Here is a 23,024-nt window from a genome sequence, read left to right on the forward strand (position 1 = left end):
TGGAGCCGCAATGACCCGGTCGACAGCAGGCCGTTTCATCGACCTGCACGTGGTGCAGGCTGTCCCGTTCGCCAATCTCAACCGTGACGACACCAACTCCGTCAAGACCGTGCAGTTCGGCGCAGTCAATCGGACGCGGGTGAGCAGCCAGTGCTGGAAGCGAGCGATCCGCCTGGAGATCCAGCGCACCCTGGGTGAGAGAGCGTTGCGTACGCGTCGGGTTGCGGAACGGCTCGCCGAGCACTTGCGCGAGCAGCGTGGCTGGCCGGAGAAGCTTGCGTGGCGTGCGGGGGTGTACACGGTCGTGGCCAGCAGTATCGGGGCTGAGCCGCCGAAGAAGCCCGAGGACGCAGACCGCGATGACGTGCCCTGGGGCACCAAGGCGATGGTGTACATTCCGGACAGTGCGATCGCGAGCCTCGGCGAGATCGCCGAGCGGCACCGCGCGGCGCTGGAGGCAGCCGCGGATAAGCCCGACCCGAAAGCCAAGCAACCCCTGTTGCCGACCGACGAGATCGACGAAATCCTTCGCTCGACCAACGGAATCATCAACCTGCTCGGACGGATGCTCGCGGAACTCGACCGCGCGAAGGTTGATGGTGCGGTCCAGGTGGCACACGTGATGACCACACACGAGACCGACGGGGAGATCGACTACTTCTCAGCGGTCGACGACGTGACCGCCGAGTGGCGCGACTCCTCCGGCAGCGCCCACATGGGTCATGCCGAATACAGCGCCGGGACCTTCTACCGGTACGCGACCCTCGACCTGGCCGATCTGCTGCGCAATCTGAAAGACGATCAGGATGCGGCCCGTAAGCTGGCCGATGCGTTCCTGACCGCGGCGATCCTCTCGCTGCCGCAGGCGAAGAAGAACTCCACCGCTCCGCACACCTTCCCGGACCTGATCGCCGTGAGTGTGCGCTCTGATCGGCCGTACTCCTACGCCGCCGCGTTCGAGCAGCCGGTCGCCGCCGGGCCGGACGGCGGGTTCACCGGGCCGTCCATCGACGCACTCGACGAGTACGCCGGGGCGCTGGCCGCGCTGCTTGGCCGGCGCACTGCCGTCTACAACGGCCACGCCGGGATCGGCGCCAAAGACCTCGAACATCTCGGTGAGCGCGCCGAATCGATCGACGAGCTGATCGCGGCGGCGCTGGACGCCGCGCTCGCCCCCGTACCGGAGACGGCGTGAACCCGGAGGACCGGTACCCCGGCCTGCTGCTGCACTTGTCAGGGCCCTTGCAGTCTTATGGTGAGCGCTCCCGGTTCACCGAACGCGACACCGCTCGCTTCCCCACCCGGTCCGCTGTGATCGGTTTGATCGCGGCTGCGCTGGGCCGGGAACGCACCGAGCCGCTTGACGATCTGCGCCCGCTGAGGATCGCCGTGCGCGTCGACCGGCCAGGTACGCTGCTGCGCGACTTCCACACCGTCGGCGGTGGCCAGACGAACAAGTTGACCGTCGTGACGGCAGAGGGCAAGCGGCGCCCCGGAGACACCGGCACGCTCGTCTCGCACCGCTACTACGTGCAGGACGCGGCTTTTACCGTGGCCGTCACCTGCGAGGCAGCGGAGATAGATACGGACACCGACGTCCAGCGTTTACTCGACCGATGCCATCGGGCACTGCTGGAGCCGCGCTGGCCGCCCTACCTCGGCCGTCGCTCGTGCCCGCCCGCCGGACCAACGTTGCTCGCCGCCAGTCCGAACGCTTGGCACGACCTGGTCGAACTGCCCGTACATGACGACGCCGCCCGACTCAAGCGCGACCGCGACCAGGCCGGAGACCGGATCAGGGTCGTCTTCTATGCCGACCAGACGCTTGACGCGCTGCCCGTCCCGGCGGACTGCGCGATCGACGGACTCGAGTCCACCAGTACGGTCAACGACGAACCGGTCTCCTTCGCAACGCTCGACCGACGCTACCTGGGACGAGCCCTGCACTCCCGGGCGATCTCGATGCCCGTCAGCAGGCTCGGCGGCCTGGGTACCCGATATGTCAACACAATTAGAAATTACTGTGCCGTCCTCGCCGGCGAGGAGAACCGTCGATGACCACCTGGCTGTCCGTGCTCACTCCCGACCGGCGGCGACCGCAGGCCGCAGCGGACCTCGCGGAGGCGGACCGGCTGCACCGCCGGATCATGCAACTGTTCCCCGCCGGCCTGGGCGAGCGGCCGCGCCATGGAAGTGGCGTGCTCTTCCGGGTCGACGAGGAGCCATCCAATGTCAATGTGCTGTTGCAGAGCGGCATCGAGCCCGAGCCGGGCCGCCTGCCGGACGGGTACGCGCATGTCAGGGTTCGCACGCTTGACCCGCTGCTTGACGCGCTGCGGCCTGGTTTGCCTGTGCGCTACCGGCTGGTCGCCAACGCGACCCGCAAGCTGGGCCGCAACACCAAGCAGGGCGAGCCGCTGACCGTCGTGCCGCTGCACGGAGCGGACGCCGAGGCGTGGTGGGCGCGTAAGGCGCAGGAGGCCGGCCTGGAAGTTCGGACGCTGAGCATGACCCCACTCGCGCCGGCGCTCGGCAAGAGAGCCCCGGGACGGGCCGGCGGTCAGGGTCCGGTACCCCACGCGCGCACGTGCTTCGATGGCACGGCGCAGATCCTCGACGCGGACCGGCTGCGTGCCGCGCTGCTCGGCGGTATCGGCCGCGCCAAGTCGTACGGCTGCGGCCTGTTGACCATCGCACCGGGCCGATGAGCGAGCAGCCCAAGGCGCTCAGCCAGCAAGATGCGCGCCGCCGCATCGCGGTGCCGACCGCCGCGATGCTCCCGCGCATCGGAGAGAGCCTTTCCTTCCTCTTCCTGGACATGATGCGGATCATCCAGGACGACACGGGTCTGATCGCGTTCCCTGCGCAGCCCGCGCCCAACCGGCGACTACGCATACCCACCGCTGCGCTCAGCTGCCTGTTGCTCGGCCCGGGAACCTCGATCACCGCCCCGGCGCTGTCCACGCTGGCCCGCAACGGCACCACCGTGGTGTGCACCGGCGCGGGCACAGTGCGCTGTTACGCGGGCATCACCGCCCCCGGCCAGAGCAGCAAATGGCTCGAGGCGCAGGCCGGCGCGTGGGCCGATCCGGAGCGGCGGCTGGCCGTGGCCACCCGCATGTACGAACAGCGCTTCGGTCAGGGAGTGCCGTCTGGCACCAGCATCGCGCAACTGCGCGGACTGGAGGGCCAGCGGATGAAGGCGCACTACCGCCTGCTGGCCCAACGCCACCGTGTGCAACCGTTCAAGCGCTCCTACGACCCGGAGGACTGGGACGGCCAGGACCCGGTCAACCTCGCGCTGTCTGCGGCGAACACCTGTCTGTACGGCATCACCCATGCCGCGATCATCGTGCTGGGCTGCTCACCCGGCCTCGGCTTCGTACACACCGGCACCACGCACTCGTTCGTGTACGACGTCGCGGACCTGTACAAGGCGGAGTTGACCCTGCCGCTCGCTTTCGCCCTGCACGCCAGCGAACAGCCGGAAGCCGAGGCCCGCCGTGCCTTTCGCCACCGGCTCAAGTTGTTTCGACTCATGCCCCGTATCGTGCGCGACATCCAAACACTCCTCGACCCGACCCAGGCCGATCCGCAACAGGCGGAAGATGGGCCGGAACTCGACGATGTGCAAGTTGTACACCTGTGGGACCCCGCCGCGGGAACCGTGCCGGGTGGCGTCAACTACGCCGCGGGTGAGGACACGCCGTGGCTAGCCTGACCGTGATCAGCACCACGGCGGTCCCTCCGCACGTACGCGGAGCGTTGAGCAGATGGATGATCGAACCGACTCCGGGCCTTTATGTCGGAACTCTGTCGAAGAAGGTCCGCGACGAACTGTGGGCAGTTGTGGCGGCCTCCGTGCAGGACGGGGCAGCCGTGCTGATTCAGCCGGCCGACAACGAACAGCGTTTCGCCATCGCCACTGCCGGAGAACGCCGCCGAACCCCGATCGATCTCGACGGCCTGACGCTGATCGCGCTCAACCCCGCCGAACCGGATAACGAATCGGCAACGTCCGTATAATCGCGCTGGTCAGCAAGACCGTTCTCCGCGCAGGCGGAGGTGATCCGCCCAACACCCCGGTCGTGTTCACCAACCCCGCCCGTTCTCCGCGCAGGCGGAGGTGATCCGTACGGCACCGCGTCCCGGGCCATGGCCGTCGTCCGTTCTCCGCGCAGGCGGAGGTGATCCGCTTTACGGCCCGGACGTCTACTAGACGCTGAGCCGTTCTCCGCGCAGGCGGAGGTGATCCGCTGGCCTTCTCGACCAGCTTCTTGGCCTGAGACCGTTCTCCGCGCAGGCGGAGGTGATCCGACCGCGTACGAGGTCGCGTCCGACCTCGCGCACCGTTCTCCGCGCAGGCGGAGGTGATCCGTGCTGCCACCAGCTCGCCGGGGCCTCGAACCGCCGTTCTCCGCGCAGGCGGAGGTGATCCGCGCTACGACTCGCCCACGCGGCCGGGGACCGGCCGTTCTCCGCGCAGGCGGAGGTGATCCGGTGGAGCGCGCCAACCGCAACAGCGGCGGCCACCGTTCTCCGCGCAGGCGGAGGTGATCCGCCGACAACGGGCCGACATCCACACCCGTCGGCCCGTTCTCCGCGCAGGCGGAGGTGATCCGACCGCTGACATCCGATCGCACACCTTTCCGAACCGTTCTCCGCGCAGGCGGAGGTGATCCGGTCAGCGCGGTCATCTGCCCGCGGGATCAGGTCCGTTCTCCGCGCAGGCGGAGGTGATCCGCGGGCAGTGATGGGCACCCACTACCCGCCCGGCCGTTCTCCGCGCAGGCGGAGGTGATCCGGTTCCAACACCTTGAATTCCTGCTCTATCTCGCCGTTCTCCGCGCAGGCGGAGGTGATCCGCACGGTTCCGGCGCCGGAACCGACGGTTTCACCCGTTCTCCACGCAGGCGGAGGTGATCCGCTCTCCCAATCGTTTAAACGGCTTGTGAGCGCCCGTTCTCCGCGCAGGCGGAGGTGATCCGACAGATGGGTCCGCCGGTCCGGTTAAGGCAAACCGTTCTCCGCGCAGGCGGAGGTGATCCGACACGGTTTGAGGCTCTGATCTCCGCTATTCACCGTTCTCCGCGCAGGCGGAGGTGATCCGCGAGCGCCACGCTCGACAGCACCGGATCGGCCCCGTTCTCCGCGCAGGCGGAGGTGATCCGCCGAAGGTAGAGCGTACCGGCCGTGCGAATTGCCGTTCTCCGCGCAGGCGGAGGTGATCCGCGGCACGAACACGGACCCCACGGTCCTGTTCCCCGTTCTCCGCGCAGGCGGAGGTGATCCGTGGGCGGCCGACCCGCGCTGCCGGGTGAGTTACCGTTCTCCGCGCAGGCGGAGGTGATCCGGTCTGATCGTCGCGCCGGACGTAGGTCGCTGCCCGTTCTCCGCGCAGGCGGAGGTGATCCGTTGCGGGTCTCGCCGACCACCGTGAACCCGTTCCGTTCTCCGCGCAGGCGGAGGTGATCCGTACGAGATTCCGGCGGTGACCAGGGCGATTGCCCGTTCTCCGCGCAGGCGGAGGTGATCCGGGTGTCGGTGTTTTCTTCATCTCGCAGAGTGCCCGTTCTCCGCGCAGGCGGAGGTGATCCGGGCCGTGAAGAAACTCGACTGGTCGGCGGTGACCGTTCTCCGCGCAGGCGGAGGTGATCCGGCTCCGAGCGCTCCCCCGCCGGCCGCGCCTGCCCGTTCTCCGCGCAGGCGGAGGTGATCCGTGATGTTCGCGAGCCCGCCCGTGGTCGCCGGCCCGTTCTCCGCGCAGGCGGAGGTGATCCGGCCGGGTGCAAGCCCGGCGGCGTGGTCCTAGACCGTTCTCCGCGCAGGCGGAGGTGATCCGCGCGCAAGCTGATGCGGCTTGTCTATTCGATCCCGTTCTCCGCGCAGGCGGAGGTGATCCGTCGAGCGGCTCGCGCAACTCGCCGCAGGGGTGCCGTTCTCCGCGCAGGCGGAGGTGATCCGGAATCGATGGCGGCGCGCCACCGGACGTGGGGCCGTTCTCCGCGCAGGCGGAGGTGATCCGGCTTCGGCCGCGACGTACGCAACTGGATCGCCCCGTTCTCCGCGCAGGCGGAGGTGATCCGCCGTGCGCTACGAGATCGGCGCGTCCGGCCGCCCGTTCTCCGCGCAGGCGGAGGTGATCCGACGGCGCTCGGGCAGGTCAGGGACGCGGGTATCCGTTCTCCGCGCAGGCGGAGGTGATCCGACGGCGCTCGGGCAGGTCAGGGACGCGGGTATCCGTTCTCCGCGCAGGCGGAGGTGATCCGGGTCTGACGTTCTCGCCGCCCGCCAACCAGGACCGTTCTCCGCAGGCGGAGGTGATCCGCTGCGGTTGTGGTCCGCCCTCGGTACGACCCTCCGTTCTCCGCGCAGGCGGAGGTGATCCGCCGCGCAGCTCGAGCCGCGCCAGGATGTCGGCCCGTTCTCCGCACAGGCGGAGGTGATCCGACCGAAGAGCACCCCTCACCGGGGCAGGCCACCCGTTCTCCGCGCAGGCGGAGGTGAGCCGGGCGCCGCGGCCACCGTCACCGGCAGCGACGGCCGTTCTCCGCGCAGGCGGAGGTGATCCGCTGCGCTCCTATCTCTGTCGACGACTAGTGAAAACTGACCCCCAGGCAAACCCAGGCGCCCGGCCACTTCGGCCTGTACCTCGGCAACGGCACCCTGATCCACGCATCCCAAACCGGCCGGGCCGTCCGCCTCAGCCCCCTGAGCCGTTGGGTGGGTTCGCTCGCCGCCATCCGCCGGATCATCTGAGAAGCCTGAGCGCTTTGGTGATCGCTGTCTTGTACGGCGCGGGCATCGTCAACCCGGAGACCTCCTGTGGGGCAAACAGACCCAGCTCCTTGTGTTCTCGGGAGTAGCGTGGCTTCTCGTCGCCGGTGTACCGGGTGGCGTAGGCGACCACGAAGACGTGCCGGTCGGGCGTGATCTCGTAGACCCAAGCATGTGCGATGTGCAGATCCTGTAGGCCGAGTCCGAGTTCTTCGCGGGCCTCGCGCCGGGCGGTGTCTTCCGGGCTTTCGCCGAGGTCGAGTTTGCCGCCGGGCAGTTCCCATTCGTCGCGTTCGTTGCGTAGCAGGGGGATGCGACCGTGGTAGTCGATCACTGTCTTCGCGGAGATCGGCAGCACATATTCCAGGTGTCCGTGCACGGGGTGCGGCACAAGGAAGGGCGGCAGCGGGTCGGGCAGCGTCGTGGTCACGTTGGTTCAGCTCCGGGCGCACAGCACGGCGGCCAGGTCGTCGCTGCGTTTGAAGTGCGCTGCGGCGTGTTGGGCGTCGGGGCGGTGTTCTGCGTCGCGGATCGCTTTGGCGATAGCGGCGAGCGATTCGCTCAACGCTTCGTTGATCAGCGTCGGCCAGTCGGGGAAGAGCCCGTGGTCGGTGATGGCGCGGGCGAATCCATCGGTGCACAGCAGCACGTGGTTCGCGTCGCGCCAGGGCAGAAACGCGGTGTGAGTGCGCAGGCGCGCGTCCGGGTGTCCGGAGAACACCCCTTCCGGGTGGACGCCGGTGATGTATTCGTGGCGGCGGCGCAGCAACGCGGCGCGCGCCTCGGGTGCGGACAGGCCGCTCGGCCCGGCGGCGGCGACAGCGGCCGCTTCCCGCTGGTTGTAGAACGTGGTGGACAGTTCGGTCGTGTCGGCGCCGACTGCGATCAGGGTGGTGTCGCCGATCCGTGCCAGCTCCACGGTGTCGCCGCGGTCGAGCAGCAGGCCCAGTGAGCAGGTCGGGTGGGTGCGCTCGGCCGGGAAGCCGTGCCCGGCGAGGTCGTCTCCGATCTCGGCAGCGAGCCGATTGAGCAGCGCGTCGGCCGGGGTATCCGCGCCCTGTCGTGTGCGGTCAAACAGCAGTTCGCCGAGGTGGTCGACGAGGTAATGCACGTCGTTGTGGGCGGGCAGGAACGGTTCGGTGTAGACGTCGGTCGCCCCGTCGAGGACCCAGGCCGCGTGTGGGCTTGAACCGGTCCGGTCTTCGTTGGCTCTGGTGCCGCCGGGTTCGCTGATGCTGTCCAGGACGCTGAAGGGCATGGGGCCATCATCTCCCGAGCAGGGTCGCGATAAGCAGTAGTGCCGCGCCGAGCAGCGCAGGGGGCGCCAGCCGGGTCCAGGGGGCGCGGGTGTTGGTGTAGGCGAAGGAGGTGAACACCAGGATGACCGCGCCGGCCATCGCGGTCATCAGTCGCGCGCCGTCGGCGGCCTTGGCGGATTGGGCGGCGATGGACGCGGCGGAGGCGACGAACGCTACGACGGCGGCCAGTAGGCCGAGCAGTTCGAGTTGCTGGGTGCGGAAGCGGTCCAGTTCGCCGCGGAACTCCTCCTGGCGGGCGGCGAGCCGGTCGCGTTCTTCCAGCAGGTCGATGCGCACGCGGGTGGCCTGGTATCGGGCGATGCGCCGGGCCAGGTCGGGGGTGTCTGCGGGTTCGACTTCGATGGCGTCGGCGATCGCGGCGCGCGCCGCGCCGTAATTGCCGCGCAGCACGTACAGGCGCGCGCGGGTTTCCAGGTAGTGCGAGCGGTACCCGTCGGGCTGGGCGAGAACCGCGTCGATGGCGCGTTCCGCCTCATCCAACAGAACCGGGGACGAGTCCGTCCCGACCAGTTCCAGGTAGTCGGTCAGGAAGGTGGCGATCTGGTGCTGCACGCCGATGACGCCGGGCAGGTGCGCGGCGGCGCGGCGGGCGTAGTCCGCGGCTGCGCGCAGCGATTCGGGACGCAGCCCGCCGACGCCGCGGCCGCGCGCCACCAGGGCGCGGAAGGTGTTGAAGTACGGCTCGCCGCCGAACTCGGGCTCGTGGGCGCGCACCAGGTCCGCGTAGTCCCGAGACCGCTCTTCCCGGTTGAGACGCACCAGCAGGGTGTAGAGCGCGCCGAACCGCACCTCGCGGGGCTGGGAGACGTCGTCGAGTACGGCGCGCAGCACTTCCTCGGCGTCGAGCAGCGCGGCAAGGATTTGCCGTGCGCCCGTCGCGAAGCCGGGGTCGTGCTGTTCGGGCAGCCGGGCGAGCAGGCTTGCCGCCGTGGCGATCTGACTTGTGGTCGGCGCTGTGGTGTTCAACCGCGTCGGCCTTCGAGGACGAAGCCGTCATTGAGCCATGTGAACGGGTGCTCCGGCCGTACATCGGCGAGAAGGCGGACCACTCGGCGGTATCCCGGGAACGCGGATCGGCCGTGCAACACCCGATGGTTGTGCACCATGTACCCTTCTCCCTCGCCGAGCCGCAGCACCAGGGGCTTGGCCGACAGCGTCCGAAGGCGGGCGAGAAGGACACGGCCGGGCACGCCTGTGTGCCGCGGCCGCGCCAGGTCGTCATCGCGAAAACGCGCCCGCATCAGGCCGCCAGTCGCCTCGATGACCGGCCATCGGCTGCCGTCCGCCGCATGCAGCCACAGGGAGCGCTGCGTCGGGCGATGGCGCGCGAGCAGGCGGAACCAGCGGTCCGCCTTCAGATCGACCAGTAGGCTCAGCCCGCCTGACGTTGCGGGCCTCTCAACGAGCACCGCGGCCAGCGCAGGAGGCTGCCGAATGAGCGCGCGATCGGTGTGCGGAGCGACCGCTCCACGTGAGAAGCCGTTGCTCCCCGGCTCCGATGCCGACGGGTGCGGCTCTATCACCGTGACCGCGCCGCCGTCGGCGTGCGGATGCGTTCGCGCTACGGTCCACGGTTCAAGAAGATCGGCAAGCCGCGTTCGGTGAGCGCGAGTGAACACGACGATCCCGTCAGCAGACAGACACGCCGCCACCTCATCGAGGCCGACTGCGGTCCCCCCGATGCTCCGGAACGCAATGCCCTCGGCCCGTGCCACAGGAGAATTCTCCCACTGTCAGGGCTCTGGTTTCCAGCCCGTTTCAGCTTGCTCGCCGCCTGGATGGCGCGTTCGTGTGGGCCGCTGTCTCCCGCTGCTCGCGGATCCCTCGTCGTGCATACACCCGCCCTGCGCGGCCTTGGCGGTTGCCAGTGGCGAGTGGCAGCGGATTGATTGCCTTGCGGGCGACCCGAGCGCGAAGCGCGCTTTGAAGGAAGCCGACGGATTGTGCTTAGATTTGCTGGAAAATGCTCACGGAAGTGTTATAATCTACTGTAGACGCTATCCGCTTCGAATGGAGCATGCAGTGAAGATGTCTGTCGATGTCGCCGATGACGTGTACAGCAAGGTAAGACTGCTGGGGCAGGCATGGGGGGTAGACGACAACGAGGTGATCAGGCGGCTTCTAGAAAGCTTCCAGAAGCCGGCGACCGTTGAAGGATCGACGGATCGGCCTGAGACGGAGGTGCCCGTGCACGTCATCTTCGAGAAGGTTCGCACCGAGGCGGTCTACGACCAGGTGGCCAGGTCGATCACCATCTCGAGTGGACCGCTGGCAGGGCAGGCGTTCTCTACGCCGAGCGGTGCTGCTGCCGCCGTGATCAAGCAGTATCGACCTGACGTCAGCCCCAGCCGGAACGGCTGGTCGTTCTGGACGATCACGGCCGACGGCAACCTTCTACAGAGCATCCGTTGAGATTTCGCGGAACCCCCTATGACGTTAGTACGTGGTACTGTACAGTTGAACTCGACGGGAGTACCGTTCCACTCGAACGGGTGAAGTGACGACGATCAAGCCAGCTGTGCTCCACGGCACATGGCTGGGCCCCGGGGCGCATGCATGCAGAGGCTCACCCGGGGCTCTTGTCTTTTACACTACCTGCCCGCGCACAACCTGTCTAAAGCTTGGGGGAAAGACGTGGCTTGCGCGGACGAGGAGATGATCGCGCTCATCGAAGCGATGGGTGCTCGGCGGTACGCACCGCTGGGCCAATTATGTTCCGGAAGCTGTCAACGGGCGATGGTCTGGTACGCGTGGGACGCCGCGGTGGCGGCGGGGTTCTTCGAGTTGCTGAGGCACTTCGAGAACGCGCTCGGCCGTGCCATGTCGGCTCGGCTCGCGGCAGGGTTCGCTCGGGCGGACTGGTGGAACGCACAGACTCTCGACCTGACATATACCGGGAACGCGATGATCGAGAAGGCTGCCGAACGTATCGGGCGCACGCGCGGCACAGCGCCGGTGGGCAGCTTTGCGAATGAGTTGATGCTGGGGTTCTGGGTTTCCCTGCTCAGTCGCGGATCGGACTACGACAACCGGCTGTGGCGTCCTATGTTGCGGCATGCGTTCCCCGAATATCGCGGGAGCCGGGCCGCGCTGCACCAGGATCTCGCGTACCTCGTGACGCTCCGAAACAAGATCGCGCATCACGCGCCGATCGGCTCCCGGCATCTGCCTGCAGACCACGAATCCATTCACCGGATCGTCGGGTACTTGGGCCAGTTGCAGGTCAAGTGGCTGGAGCGGCACGACAGAGTTCCCGCGCTGCTGGCGCTTAGACCGGGGCGATGCCCGAACGGCCACCTCTGCGTCGCGGATGTTGAGGGCAGGCTGCACTATGACGTCTGATACGTGGACATGGATCCGGCTGGACGACCTGTGTGAGATCGCGCCCGGCCCATCCGGAACGGTTCAGGGCGAACTTTCCGAAGGCGTCGACGGCGTACCGGTCCTGACGCCGCCTGAAATCACCGCGGACCACACGATCGACGCCAGGGCTATCCGAATGATCCCTCAGCGCAGAGCTGTGGACCTCGCGAAGTTCCGTCTGCTGCCCGGCGATCTGGTATGCGTTCGGCAGGGTTCGCTGGGCCGCACGGTGCTCATCGGGGCGGAGCAAGAAAGCTGGCTGTACGGCTCGGCGTGCATGCGGCTGAGGGTTCGGCCGGAGGCCGGCGTGCTCTCGGCGTATCTACACCGCTATATGGCGCATCCTCCTGTCCGTGATGCTTTGATAGCGCGGGCCAACCCGGGGACGGTGCCGACGCTCAACAAGGCGACGTTCGCGGAGCTGCTGATTGCGCTGCCCGGCCTTGCTGAGCAGCGGGCTGTCGCGGGCGCGCTGGACGCGATCGATACGCAAGCAGAGTCATATCGACAGATGGCGCGCAGGTATGAGGCGATGCGTCCGGCCTTGTTGAGCGAGTTCCTGGGCGACCGACTGCCGGAGGTAACCGCGAGCGGTCCGATGGTGCGGGGGCCTCGCCGCAACTCGCCTTCACGCAGAGGCAACCGGCTGTCGTAGCCGGTGTCTAGGCTTGGCGCAAGTCGGGCAACCGACTCGGATGATAGAGAAGAGGTTCTTTCGTGGCACGGCTGACCCTGCCTCAGTTGGAGCGGCACCTTTTCGCTGCGGCGGACATCCTGCGCGGCAAGATGGACGCGGCGCAGTACCAGGAGTACATCTTCGGGTTGCTGTTCCTCAAGCGCGCGTCCGACCAGTTCGACGTGCTGCGGGCTCAGGCCGTCGCGAAGCTCAAGGCCTCCGGTAAGACCGAGGCACAGGCAGAGGAGATCGCTAACGACTCAAGCTATTACGAGAGCGACCAGTTCTTCGTACCGCCGCGTGCCCGCTGGGAGTACATCGCGGCCAATTCGCGTGCTACGGGGGACGACGAGGACGGCCAGAAGCGCACGCCCGGTAATTTGCTCAACAAGGCGCTCGCGGCGTTGGAGGAGGCGAACTCTCCCGCGCTTACCGGTGTGCTGGAGTACATCGACTTCAGCCGGAAGGTCGGCAACTCGCCGCTGAGCCCGCTCACCATTCAGACTCTGATCGACCACTTCGGCCGCTATCGGCTGAGCAATGACGACTTCGAGTTCCCTGATCTGCTTGGTCACGCTTACGAGTACCTGATCGGCGAGTTCGCCGACGAGGGCGGTAAGAAGGGCGGCCAGTTCTACACCCCGCGCTCTGTGATCAGGATGATGGTGCGCCTGGTCAAGCCGCAGGAGGGCCAGTCGGTCTATGACCCCTGCTCGGGTTCGGGCGGCATGCTGATTTTGGCGAAGGAATACGTGGAGGAGCACGGCCAGTCGGCGAAGGACCTGACCGCGTACGGGCAGGAGGACAACGGCAGCGCCTGGGCGATGGCCCGGATGAACATGCTGTTGCACGGGATCGCCGACGGTGAGTTGGTGCATGGCGACACGCTGGCCGCGCCTGGGCACGAGACTGACGATGGTCATCTGCTGCGCTTCGACCGGATCCTGACCAATCCGCCCTTCGCGCAGAACTACACGCGCAAGGGGATGCCGCATCAGGAGCGGATGGAGTACGGCTGGTGCCCGGAGTCGGGCAAGAAGGCCGATCTGATGTTCGTCCAGCACGTGCTCGCCGTCTTGGAGCACGACGGTATCGCCGCCTCGGTCATGCCACACGGAGTGCTCTTCCGCGGTGGCGAGGAGAAGAAGATCCGTGAGGCGATCATCAGGGATCACCGGCTCGAAGCGGTCATCGGTGTAGGGCCGAATGTCTTTTACGGCACGGGCATCCCGGCATGCATCCTGGTCCTGCGTGGCTCGGACGGCGTGCCGGAAGCGCGGCGCGGCGGAGTGCTTTTCATCAACGCGGACCGCGAGGTGACGGCGGGACGGGCTCAGAACATCCTGGAAGCCCAGCACGCTGAGAAGATCGTGTCCGCATTTGAGGACTGGGAGGACATCCCCGGCTTCGCGCGGGTCGTGCCTGTCAAGGAACTGGCGGACAACGAGTTCAATCTCAATATCCGGCGATACGTGGACAACACGCCCCCGCCAGAGCCGCAGGACGTGCGCGCGCACTTGCACGGTGGCGTGCCGAAGAGCGAGGTCGCCGGGAGGGCGGCGCAGTTCGGCGCGTTCGGGATCGAGCCGGCGGAGCTGTTCCAGGAGCGCGACGCGGAGTATTTCGACTTCCTGGACGAGGGCTACGAGGCGACCGCCGCGCGGATTCCCCAGTTGGCAGCGGCGAAGGAACGCGAGCTAGCAGTGCAGTACGGCCGGTGGTGGGCGAAGCATGAGCAGCGTCTCGTCAAGCTGCCAAGCTCGAAGCAGTTGATGACGACGCGGGCCGAGTTGCTGGACTCCTTCGCTCAGGAGCTGGTGCCGGTCGGTGTGCTCGACAGGTTTCAGCTGGCCGGCTCGGTGGCCGCCTGGTGGTTCGACTCGCAGTACGACCTCAAGAGCCTTGCGCAGGTTGGCTTTCAGGGCGTCATCGAGCGCTGGGTCGCGAACATCGAGTCGGCATTCGATGATCCGCCGGAGGACGCTGACGCCAAGGCAATGGCGAGGATCCGGGCTGACCAACGCAAGGCCAGGGAGCACCGGTTGGTGCCAGCCCTCATCCCGAGCTACGTCGCAGAGCTGGACAAGGCCGAGGCGCTAGCGGCTGACTTGGACGCACAGGTGAAAGCCGCCACGGCGAAGAAGCCCGCTGGGGACGAGGACGCGGAGGACGAAGCCGACGAGCCCGAAGAGAAGCTGACTCCGACTCAGCTGAAGAAGCTCAAGGCGGAATTGGCCAAGGCCAAGGCCTCGGTCAAGGCGCTGAGGGCGGCCTTCATCATGGAGTTGAAGACCGCTGCCGCAGTGCTGACGGACGACGAGGCGCAAGCGCTGGTGCTGCGCTTCCTCAACGAGGACCTGAAGTCGAGGCTCGATAGGTTCGTCTCTGCGGATCGCAGGCTGTTAGTAGACGCGTATCGGCTGTGGGGCGAGAAATACGCTGTGACGCTCGCGGATCTGGAGGCGCAGCGCGACGCTGCTGCAAGTCGCCTGGGCTTCTACCTGAAGGAGCTGGGATATGCCTGAGGGCTGGGAAGTAGTCACACTGGCCGATGAGTTTGAGCTCGCAAGCGGAAAACCAGCTCGCGGAGATCGAGTCGGGTATATCCCTGTGTATGGCGGAAACGGTGTGAACGGGCGAACTTCAGAAGCCCTTACGCACTGCTCCACACTCGTAATCGGACGCGTCGGCGAATACTGTGGGTCAATTTACCTGACTGACGGCCCAGCGTGGATCACTGATAATGCACTCTGGGCCAGGCGCATAAGCGATGGCTGGGATCTGAGATTTGCCACTTCATATCTGAGGTGGAGAGGTTTCTCTCAAGTTAAGAGCCAGACGGGCCAACCGCTAGTTACACAAGGCCAAATTGGCAAGATGAGGATGCCTAAGCCGCCTCTGGGCGAGCAACGCCGGATCGCCGAGATTCTGGATGCCATCGACGAACAGATCGCTATTGTAGTGGAACTTCGGCGCAAAACTGAGGCTAAGGCCGACGGGGTATTCACAAGACTTTTCAGCACAGGCGGGGAATTTGATTCGGCCGTCGTGCCGCTAAGAGATGCCGCCAAGTGGCTCTCTGGAGGGACACCAAATACAGGTACGCCAGAGTTCTGGGATGGCGATATTCCATGGATCAGCGCAGCAAGCCTGAAGGACTTCTATATCTCCTCATCAAGCAGGAGTGTCACCGCTTTAGGGGTCTCGAGCGGAAGCCGGGTAGTTCCACCTGGCACAACGATCTGTATCGTACGTGGGATGAGTTTAAAGAATGAGTTCCGGGTCGGCGTCACGACTAAGCATGTAGCATTCGGTCAAGATTGTAAAGCGCTGATTCCCGTAGACGGGATCGACCCATGGTATCTCGGTTACTCGGTGCGTGCACTTGAACCTAAGGTTCTAACGCTGGTGGATGAGGCAGGTCATGGCACCGGACGTCTCGAAACACCGTTGTTGGAGAAGCTCGATATCCACGTGCCTGATATCACAGCGCAAGCGAGGAAAGTGCGAATTGCCCAGGCTGTGGAAAATGAAATCAACATTCATAAGGTTGAGCTCGCCAAACTAGCCAAACTCAAATCGGCGCTGATGGACGACTTGCTCACGGGGCGGGTCAGGGTGCCGGTCGAAACCAAGACACTCGCCGAGGTATAGGGGGTAGGCGCTATGGCCGAGTCAGGGCCGGAGTACATCTTCGTCGAGTCGCCGCTGATCGCGCAGTTGGAAGCGATGGGGTGGAAGCACGTGCGCGGCAGCGTCGGGAAAGAGCGGGAACCTGCCGCCCCCCGTCTGTCGCGCCGGGAGTCGTTCACCGACTCCATCCTCGAAACCACGCTGCGCCGGCAACTCCGCGCCCTGAATCTGGACTCTGACGGCCAAGAATGGCTAGACGAGCAGCGAATCAGCACCATGGCAGCTGAGCTGACCCGGCTCGGCGGCGCGGACTCGCTGCTCGAGGCGAACACCAAGGCCACCTCGCTCCTGTTGGCAGGCACAACCGTCCCCGGGCGCGCGGACTGGGACCAGGGCCGCCTGCAGCCCGTCCAGTACATCGACTGGTCGAACCCCGAGCGCAACGAGTTCCTCGCCGTCTCCCAGTTCCGGATGGACGAGCCCGGCACGCAGGGCGCGAAGTGCGTCGTGCCGGACCTAGTCCTCTTCGTCAACGGCATTCCGCTCGTCGTGATCGAGTGTAAGAAACCGACCTTCCAGCAGGGCGCGCTCAGCGACGCGATCACACAGCTGCGCCGCTACGCGAACCAGCGCGGAGCCAGCACCCCGGAAGGCAGCGAGCGGCTGTTCCGCACCGTCCAGCTCACCGTTGCCACGACCGGCGACACGGCGAAGCTCGGCACGTTCACGTCTCGGCCACAGGACTATGCGGTGTGGCGCGATCCGTATCCGCTGAGCAAGGACGAGGTCAGGCGACTCGTTGGCAGGGCACCGGACTCCGTCAGTGCGATCGAGGCGCAGGAGATCCTTGTCGCCGCAGTCCTCGACCCCGCCCGGCTTCTCGACCTGGTGAAGAACTTCGTGGTCTTCATGGAGGTCGAGGGAGGTAGCGGCAAGAAGCGCGTCAAAATCGCGCCGCGTTATCAGCAGTACCGTGCGGTCAGCAAGACGGTGGAGCGGCTGCGAACCGGTAAGACCAAGGCAGAGGACGGCGACACCGACAAGCGCGGCGGCATCATCTGGCATACGCAGGGCTCCGGCAAGTCGCTCACCATGGTCTTCCTGGTGCGCAAACTGCGCTCCACCCCGGATCTGGCCCAATTCAAGGTCGTCCTGGTGACCGACCGCAAGCAGTTGCAGAAGCAGCTTGCTGAAACGGCCGTGATCACCGGGGAGAAATCCGACGTTGCGAACCGCGCCCGCCAGGTGCCGCAACTGCTTGGGCGCCCCGGCGCCGGCCTCGTCTTCGTCATGATCCAGAAGCAGATCGACACAGAGAAACAGAAGCAGGAGCGCGAAGCCAGCGAGCTCTCGCTGAAGTCCGCACCCGGCTGGGGCCTGATCAACGCGGATGAGTCGGTGCTGATCCTGGTGGACGAGGCGCACCGTTCGCACGGCTCGGCGCTGCACCAGAACCTGATGGAATCGCTGCCCAACGCAGCCCGGATCGGCTTCACCGGAACGCCGATCATCATGAACGCCAAGAAGGCCACCACCCGGACCTTCGGCGAGTTCATCGACAAGTACCGGCTCGCGGAAGCCGAGGCGGACGAGGCCATCGTCCCGATCATCTACGAGGGCCGCATCACCAAGGCCGTCGTGAAGGACGGCGACACACTCGACGACGCCCTCGCGGAGTACTTCCCCGAACTGACCGACGAGGAGTACGACCAGCTCCAGGAGCGCTACGCGCGGGCCGTAGACGTCCTCAACGCCGACGACATGCTGCGCAAGAAGGCGCGCGACATGCTCAACCACTACGTCGTCAACGCCCTGTCCGACGGATTCAAGGCGCAGGTGGTCGCGCACTCGCGAGGCGTCGCCGTGGCATACCGGCAGGCATTCCTCGACGCTCGGCGCGATCTGGTCGCCGAAGCCGAAAGGGCCCTGGACGCGCTGCTGGACAAGCCCGCCGAGGAACTCACCGGACGCCAGGCCATCCAGGCCGCGGCGAAGCGGAACCTGGCGCTGCTCAAGGCGATGGACTTCGTCCCGGTCATCTCGGCGAGTAACAACGAGGAAGCCGCCTGGGACAAGTGGACCGCGGACAAGGCCCAAGAGCGCGCGGTCTCGGATTTCCTGAAGCCCTTCCCGGATCCCGAGAGCCTGCCCGAGCCGTCGGACGACGACGGTACGAGACCCGTCGCCGTCCTCATCGTGCGCACCATGCTGCTCACCGGCTTCGACGCGCCCATCGAACAGGTAATGTACTTGGACCGCCGGATGAAAGAGGCTGAGCTGCTCCAGGCCATCGCCCGCGTCAACCGGACCGCCCAAGGCAAGACCGCCGGTTACGTAGTCGACTACGCGGGAATCTCGAAGCCCCTTCAAGAAGCTCTGGCCGCGTACGCCGCCGAGGATGTCGAAGTCCCTGTCGTCGACATCGACATGGAGATCAAGAAGCTCAAGCCGTGCCGCGACCGGCTGCGCCTGCTGTTCGCCGATCATCCGGACCCGGCCAAGCGGGTCACTCCCGCGGACGACGCGGAGACCGTGGAGCGCTGTGTCGACGCCCTCGAAGACGCTGAACTGCGGGCCGATTTCACCAAGAAGCTGCGAGAGTTCCTTAACGTCGTAAAGCTCGTGATGCCCCGACAGGAAGCCGGCGAGTACATGGCCGATGCGCGCCTCTACGCCTACATCGGCAAATGGGCGCGCACTCGCTACCAGGATTCGAGTGACTTCGACCCCACGGCGTACAGCGACAAGATGAAGGAGCTGATCGACGATCACGTCATGGCTGTCTCCGTGCGCCAGGCCATACCGCCGAGCCAGCTGACTGCCGCGGACTTCACCGCGAAAGTGGAGGCGCTGCCCGGCGCGAAGGCTCAGGCCTCGACGATGGCGCACGCCATCCGTCACCACATCGACCTCTACTACGCTGAGGACCCGGCCGCCTACCAGAGCCTCCTCGATCGCTTGAACAAGATTCTGCAGGACCACCTCAAGACCTGGGAGGAGCAGGTCGAGCTCTTCTCCCAACTGGTCGAAGAGGCCCAGTCCATCAAGGTCGGCGGCGGCGTCGGCGTGGACGAGTGGCTGGTCCGGTTGAGTCCGTTGGAGCGGGCCGCGTACGGGCTGCTGACCCAGCCGCTCACCGACGGCGTGATCTCCCCCGATGATCGCGACCATATGGTCAGCGTTTCGGCGGAAGTCCACCAAACCGCGCTGAAGCACGCGGCCAAGAAGAACTTCTGGTCCAACGCCACCGCGAAGCGCGACCTGCGCACGGCCTTCTTCCGGCTGCTCCTCGACCGCGGCTACGAACGAGCCGACGCGAACGCGCTCGCCGACGGTCTCTTCGACATGGTGGGGCACCACAAACATGAACTCGCCCGAAGCCGCTGACTCGCTGCGGATCGGCGACCTCGAGATCGAGGTCGCCGTCTCGACGCGCCGCCGCACCGTCCGGCTCACGGTCGAACGCGACGCGCGGATCGTGGCGGCGGTGCCACCCGGACTGTCCCGAGAAAAGCTTGAAGCGCTGCTCAAGGCGCGTACCGGCTGGATCTACAGCAAACTCGGGGAGCGCGAAGCGGCCGTGGCCGTACGGCCGGTCAAGGAGTTCGTCAGCGGAGAGGGCTTCCACTACCTCGGCCGCAGCTACCGGCTCAAGGTGGTGGACACGGCGCCGGCGCCGGTCGGCCTGGTCCAGGGCCGGCTGTTGCTGCGGCGCGACCGGATCGACGTTGCCGAGGATGACCTGATCGCCTGGTACCGGGCACGTGGGCAGGAATGGCTCCCGCAGCGCGTTATGCCTTGGGCCGAACGTATGCGGGCGCCTCTGAGCGAGATCACCGTCCGACGCCTCGGCTATCGATGGGGGTCCTGCTCGTCGACTGGCGGGGTGAACATTCATTGGGCAACGATGCAGCTGCCCGTGGCGCTCGTCGACTACGTGCTGGTCCACGAGCTCGCTCACCTGCACCAAAGCGGCCATCCACCCGCGTTCTGGCGGATCGTGGGTCGCGCGATGCCTGACTTCGGCACCCGGCGGGCGGCGTTGGACGGCTTCGGGGCGCAACTATGGCTCCCCGAGTGACACTCTCTGTGATTTCTTCTCAACCGTCAGCCAACTGACTATCATTCAGGTATCCACCTGACGGCAAGTCAGGTGCGACGGCGGGACTAAGTGCAACGGGGAGGGCGGCGTGCTTCCGCACCAACGGCAGTGGGCCCGAATCGAGTTTCGCGAACTCTTTGCGGGCAATCACGGCTGTGCGTTCGAGGACCTCTTCGACCGGCTGATGGAACTGTGCCATCCCGGCTATGTCGCCGTGCGCACTCACGGCAACATCGGCGACTTGGGTTGCGATGGACTTGGCCTGCACGACCGTACCCTTTACGCGTGCTACGCCCCCGAAACGGTCGACGTGCGAGAGATTCGGCGCAAGTTCCGCAGCGACCTGCTCAGCGCGGTCACTCAGCGTCCTGAGCACTTCGAGAACTTCACGTTCGTGCACAACGATCCTCGCGGAGGCGTGCATCCGGTTGTCTCCGGTCTGCTCGTCGAGGCTCAGAGGGACTATCCGAACCTTAAGTTCCACGAACTGAACCCGCGAAAGCTCTGGAACAGGGCAGTGCGCCTGGACGAGGTCGGCATGGCGCTCCTGCTCGGTGTCCCCGAGATCCCGGTTCAGGAGGTGGTCTACGGCGTCGGGCTGCGAGAGATCCAGCCACTGCTCGATCATCTGCGGGAGGAACGCAAGCGGTTGTCCGGGGCCCTGTCGGTCGCGCCGCCGCCGGCCACCAAACTCGCCTACAACGCGCTCAACGACGACTATGTGGACGCGATCACGGCAGGGCTCAAACTCAGCCACGTGATTGACGACTACTATGCCAGGGTGGCCGACCTGACCGAGCACGATGAGGTCGCGGCCGGGTTCAACGCCCACTACCAGCAGGTGCGCGCCGAACATCCCGGTGACCCGGACGCCGTGATGTGGGAGATGGAGGTCTACGTGCTCGGCAACCGCCGCCCTTTGCGAGAACTGCAGGTGGCTGCCGACGCCGTGCTGGCGCACTTTTTCGAGCGTTGCGACATCTTCGACCGGCCACCTGCCGAATGGCAGCCTGGTCAACCACACGGGTGGGTCTGATGCTCACGCCGACCAAAGGCATTGCCCCCGATCGTGCGCTGCTCGCCGTGGGTGCTCAGATCGCTCTTCAACTCGACCAGCCGCTCACGGTCAGCCAAGCCTGGGAACGGGTGCGCGCGTGGCGCAAAGAGAACGGGCATCCCGCGCCGATCTCCTTCGGCTGGTTCGTGCTCGCCCTCGACACGCTCTTCGCGCTGGAGAGAGTGCAGCTGCGCGACGACCTGCTCACACTGACACGACCAGATCGAGTGGACCGGAGGAAGGATGCTGCACCGCCTCGCCGCTGACGATCCCCGGTTCCGTACGGTCGAATTCCAGCCCGGTCTCAACATCCTTGTCGCGCAGAGTACCGAGCACTCGGCTGTCACCGACAGCCGCAACGGTCTCGGCAAGTCCTCAGTGATCGAACTGCTGCATTTTCTGCTGGGCGGCCAGCCGAAGACCTCCGATCTCGTGCGCTGCGACGCGCTGCGGAACTGGACCTTCTCGCTGAGGTTGAATGGGCGCCCCGGCACCGGTGAACAGCTCTCGGTGCAGCGGACCGGGGCGGATCCGTCGACTGTCCGCCTACAGGCGATTCCTTCCGTAGTGAACGGACACCGGCTCCGGCTGGCAGACTGGCAGCGCCGGATCGAGGCGGATCTGTTCGGGCTGGTCGAACCGCGCCCCGGCCTCTCTGGTCGTATGTTGCTCTCCTTCCTGATCCGCAGGGCTTCGGGTGGCTTCAACAGCCCCGTCCAATCGTTCCCGAAGCAGCGGGATGTGGACGCGACGCCCAACCTCGCCTATCTCCTCGGACTCGACGTCGGGCTGGCGGAGAAGTACAAGCGGCTGGCGGACAGGCGGGTGGCCCGCCAGGATCTCAAGAAGGCAAGTTCCGACCCGGACCTTCTGGGCATGGTCGTCGGAACGACCGGAGATCTCAAAGGTGAGATCGGTGTGCTCAAGAACGACATCGAGCAGTACCGGGAGCAGGCCGAGGCGTTTCAGGTCGTTCCGCAGTATGAGGATCTGCAGGATCGAGCTGACGATATCAACCAAACCATTCGTGGTCTGCTCGATCAGGACTTCGCGGATCGTAGGAACTTGGAAGTGTTGGAGCAGGCTATCGCCGACTCCGTCGACCCTGAGGTGAAGTACCTGGAGCAGGTGTACGAGGATCTGGGCATCGCCCTCCCCGACGAGGTGAGCAGGCGCTTCGACGAAGTACGCGAGTTCCACGCCGCCGTGGTGCGAAATCGGCGGGCCTACCTCCAGCAGGACCTGCTTGACACGCGAGCGCGCCTCACTGATCGTTCCGCGCAACGTGAGCGGCTCGGCCAAGAACTGGCCGAGGTCATGAAGCAGCTTCAAAATGGCGGTGCTCTCGAAGGCCTGCAGGTCCTGCAAACCGAACTGGCCAAACGCCAGGCGGAACTGGCCCAGCTGGAGAAACGGCTGGCGGTGGCGGAGTCGTTGCAGGCCAGTACCGCCGAGATCAAGGCTGCGGAGGCTGAGCTGCGACGTCAGGCCGTTGCCGATTTGGCGGAGCGAAGCCAGCAGATCGACGAGGCGAACAAGCTCTTCCTCGAACTGGCCAGGCGCATGTACGGCAATGCGCACAAGGGGTACCTCTCGATTGAGCCGACCGCCACGAGCTTGAAGATCACGCCCAAGATCGACGCTGATGACAGCACGGGGATCAACCATGTATCCATCTTCTGCTTCGATATGACGCTCGCCATCCTGGCTAAGCGCGGCCGGCGTGGCCCGGACTTCCTCGTCCACGACAGCCACCTGTTCGACGGAGTGGACGAACGCCAGCTCAAGCATGCGCTTGAAGCTGCGGCCGAACTGACCGAGCGCGAGAATTTTCAATACGTTCTGACGATCAACGAAGACGATCTGGACAAGGCTGTAGCGCTGGGATTCGACGCGGAGCCCTACATCATCGAACCGCGGTTGACCGACGCCGACCCTCGTGGGGGATTGTTTGGATTCCGGTTCGACAGATAGTGGCAGAGTGTCGACGGCCGCGTAATTCCTCACCCTGCGTTCGTCCTCCCCGCTGAGAGCAAGACGGTGGCCGTCGGCGATTCCCGGCCTCGGCATGACGGACGGCAACTGAAAGGCAGCAGC

The 23,024-nt window shown here is 65.9% G+C and carries 19 protein-coding genes and 1 CRISPR repeat array; of the genes, 15 read left to right on the top strand and 4 right to left on the bottom strand.

The features are described from left to right. Window positions 1-10: 10 nt before the first annotated feature. The 5 genes from cas7e to cas2e are packed head-to-tail and all read left to right on the top strand — an operon-like array spanning window position 11 to window position 4,026. Window positions 11-1,195: a type I-E CRISPR-associated protein Cas7/Cse4/CasC gene (gene cas7e, locus KGA66_RS12905; RefSeq protein WP_211468112.1), complete on the top strand. Its 1,185-nt coding sequence runs from the start codon at window positions 11-13 to the stop codon at window positions 1,193-1,195. Beyond that, complete coding sequence (gene cas5e, locus KGA66_RS12910; protein WP_211468114.1) at window positions 1,192-2,058, top strand: type I-E CRISPR-associated protein Cas5/CasD; 867 nt, start codon at window positions 1,192-1,194, stop codon at window positions 2,056-2,058. Before cas7e ends, cas5e begins: the two co-directional genes overlap by 4 nt. Then, a complete protein-coding gene (gene cas6e / locus KGA66_RS12915) occupies window positions 2,055-2,708 on the top strand; it encodes a type I-E CRISPR-associated protein Cas6/Cse3/CasE (RefSeq protein WP_211468116.1) in 654 nt (217 codons plus the stop codon). The genes cas5e and cas6e overlap by 4 nt, the downstream gene beginning before the upstream one ends. Continuing rightward, on the top strand, window positions 2,705-3,721 hold the full coding sequence (gene cas1e / locus KGA66_RS12920; RefSeq protein ID WP_211468118.1) for a type I-E CRISPR-associated endonuclease Cas1e: 1,017 nt from the start codon (window positions 2,705-2,707) through the stop codon (window positions 3,719-3,721). The genes cas6e and cas1e overlap by 4 nt, the downstream gene beginning before the upstream one ends. Further along, window positions 3,709-4,026 carry a type I-E CRISPR-associated endoribonuclease Cas2e gene (gene cas2e / locus KGA66_RS12925; RefSeq protein WP_211468120.1) on the top strand — a complete coding sequence of 106 codons (318 nt, stop codon included), beginning with the start codon at window positions 3,709-3,711 and terminating at the stop codon, window positions 4,024-4,026. Before cas1e ends, cas2e begins: the two co-directional genes overlap by 13 nt. A gap of 18 nt (window positions 4,027-4,044) precedes the next feature. Next, window positions 4,045-6,270: direct repeats of the CRISPR family, unit length 29 nt; unit sequence CCGTTCTCCGCGCAGGCGGAGGTGATCCG. A gap of 481 nt (window positions 6,271-6,751) precedes the next feature. Here the strand turns inward: cas2e and KGA66_RS12930 are convergent. Genes KGA66_RS12930 through KGA66_RS12945 form a run of 4 tightly spaced genes read right to left on the bottom strand, consistent with a single transcriptional unit; the run spans window position 6,752 to window position 9,811 of the window. Continuing rightward, the gene (locus tag KGA66_RS12930) at window positions 6,752-7,207 is read right to left on the bottom strand and encodes an NUDIX domain-containing protein (RefSeq protein WP_211468122.1); all 456 of its coding nucleotides are present in this window, start codon (window positions 7,205-7,207) and stop codon (window positions 6,752-6,754) included. A 6-nt stretch (window positions 7,208-7,213) separates the two neighbouring features. Next, the gene (locus KGA66_RS12935) at window positions 7,214-8,035 is read right to left on the bottom strand and encodes a protein phosphatase 2C domain-containing protein (RefSeq protein ID WP_211468124.1); all 822 of its coding nucleotides are present in this window, start codon (window positions 8,033-8,035) and stop codon (window positions 7,214-7,216) included. 7 nt (window positions 8,036-8,042) lie between these two features. Then, window positions 8,043-9,062 (bottom strand): hypothetical protein, encoded by a 1,020-nt coding sequence (locus KGA66_RS12940; RefSeq protein ID WP_211468126.1) that lies wholly within the window; start codon window positions 9,060-9,062, stop codon window positions 8,043-8,045. Next, window positions 9,059-9,811 (bottom strand): TauD/TfdA family dioxygenase, encoded by a 753-nt coding sequence (locus KGA66_RS12945; protein WP_211468128.1) that lies wholly within the window; start codon window positions 9,809-9,811, stop codon window positions 9,059-9,061. The genes KGA66_RS12940 and KGA66_RS12945 overlap by 4 nt, the downstream gene beginning before the upstream one ends. A 307-nt stretch (window positions 9,812-10,118) precedes the next feature. Between KGA66_RS12945 and KGA66_RS12950 the strand changes: the two genes are divergently transcribed. The 10 genes from KGA66_RS12950 (at window position 10,119) to KGA66_RS12995 (ending at window position 22,901) form a co-directional block, all read left to right on the top strand. Continuing rightward, complete coding sequence (locus KGA66_RS12950) at window positions 10,119-10,508, top strand: hypothetical protein (protein WP_211468130.1); 390 nt, start codon at window positions 10,119-10,121, stop codon at window positions 10,506-10,508. 243 nt (window positions 10,509-10,751) lie between these two features. Next, window positions 10,752-11,438, top strand: a complete 687-nt coding sequence (locus KGA66_RS12955; RefSeq protein ID WP_211468132.1) for a hypothetical protein — start codon at window positions 10,752-10,754, stop codon at window positions 11,436-11,438. Then, window positions 11,428-12,114 (top strand): restriction endonuclease subunit S, encoded by a 687-nt coding sequence (locus tag KGA66_RS12960; RefSeq protein ID WP_211468134.1) that lies wholly within the window; start codon window positions 11,428-11,430, stop codon window positions 12,112-12,114. Before KGA66_RS12955 ends, KGA66_RS12960 begins: the two co-directional genes overlap by 11 nt. 62 nt (window positions 12,115-12,176) lie before the next feature. Continuing rightward, window positions 12,177-14,660 (top strand): type I restriction-modification system subunit M, encoded by a 2,484-nt coding sequence (locus KGA66_RS12965; protein ID WP_211468136.1) that lies wholly within the window; start codon window positions 12,177-12,179, stop codon window positions 14,658-14,660. Continuing rightward, window positions 14,653-15,789: a restriction endonuclease subunit S gene (locus KGA66_RS12970; RefSeq protein WP_211468138.1), complete on the top strand. Its 1,137-nt coding sequence runs from the start codon at window positions 14,653-14,655 to the stop codon at window positions 15,787-15,789. Before KGA66_RS12965 ends, KGA66_RS12970 begins: the two co-directional genes overlap by 8 nt. 12 nt (window positions 15,790-15,801) lie before the next feature. After that, window positions 15,802-19,155, top strand: a complete 3,354-nt coding sequence (locus tag KGA66_RS12975) for a type I restriction endonuclease subunit R (protein ID WP_211468140.1) — start codon at window positions 15,802-15,804, stop codon at window positions 19,153-19,155. Next, window positions 19,133-19,849: a M48 family metallopeptidase gene (locus KGA66_RS12980; RefSeq protein WP_211468142.1), complete on the top strand. Its 717-nt coding sequence runs from the start codon at window positions 19,133-19,135 to the stop codon at window positions 19,847-19,849. Before KGA66_RS12975 ends, KGA66_RS12980 begins: the two co-directional genes overlap by 23 nt. A gap of 109 nt (window positions 19,850-19,958) precedes the next feature. After that, the gene (locus KGA66_RS12985; protein WP_211468144.1) at window positions 19,959-20,906 is read left to right on the top strand and encodes an ABC-three component system protein; all 948 of its coding nucleotides are present in this window, start codon (window positions 19,959-19,961) and stop codon (window positions 20,904-20,906) included. Beyond that, window positions 20,906-21,193 (top strand): ABC-three component system middle component 6, encoded by a 288-nt coding sequence (locus tag KGA66_RS12990; RefSeq protein ID WP_211468146.1) that lies wholly within the window; start codon window positions 20,906-20,908, stop codon window positions 21,191-21,193. The genes KGA66_RS12985 and KGA66_RS12990 overlap by 1 nt, the downstream gene beginning before the upstream one ends. After that, window positions 21,171-22,901 carry an ABC-three component system protein gene (locus KGA66_RS12995; RefSeq protein WP_211468148.1) on the top strand — a complete coding sequence of 577 codons (1,731 nt, stop codon included), beginning with the start codon at window positions 21,171-21,173 and terminating at the stop codon, window positions 22,899-22,901. Before KGA66_RS12990 ends, KGA66_RS12995 begins: the two co-directional genes overlap by 23 nt. The last annotated feature ends 123 nt before the right edge of the window (window positions 22,902-23,024 follow it).

Origin of the sequence: Actinocrinis puniceicyclus (genome assembly GCF_018283645.1) — a bacterium.
Classification (GTDB): Bacteria; Actinomycetota; Actinomycetes; order Streptomycetales; family Catenulisporaceae; genus Actinocrinis; species Actinocrinis puniceicyclus.